Source organism: Pseudomonas sp. SIMBA_041, assembly GCF_046535095.1.
In the GTDB taxonomy this organism is placed as follows: domain Bacteria; phylum Pseudomonadota; class Gammaproteobacteria; order Pseudomonadales; family Pseudomonadaceae; genus Aquipseudomonas; species Aquipseudomonas mucoides.
Map to the genome: position 1 here is coordinate 1 of NZ_JAWRXJ010000819.1, position 243 is coordinate 243.

1 protein-coding gene is annotated in these 243 nt (G+C 33.7%); it reads right to left on the reverse strand.

All coding sequences use genetic code 11. The annotated features are described in order from the left end of the window. Window positions 1-243: glycosylhydrolase-like jelly roll fold domain-containing protein (locus tag SB725_RS33420; protein WP_410923725.1), on the reverse strand; the 243-nt coding region annotated here is incomplete at both ends.

Genomic DNA, 243 nt, shown 5'->3' on the forward strand with positions numbered 1-243 from the left:
GTGAGTTTGATATTTTGATTTCCAGATGATTTTTTCCGTTTCGTAATAAATCTGAAATTTCTATCCTCCAAGGGGAACACCATACAATTCCCGCATTTTTCCCATTAATAAAGACTTGTGCTGCGGCACCCGAAGTACCCAATTCAAGAAATACCTTTTCGTTTTTAGATTTATATTGAAAAGTTTTATCGTAAACTGCTGTTCCGGAATAATATTTTATTTTAAAATCGTCAAAGCTTGTCC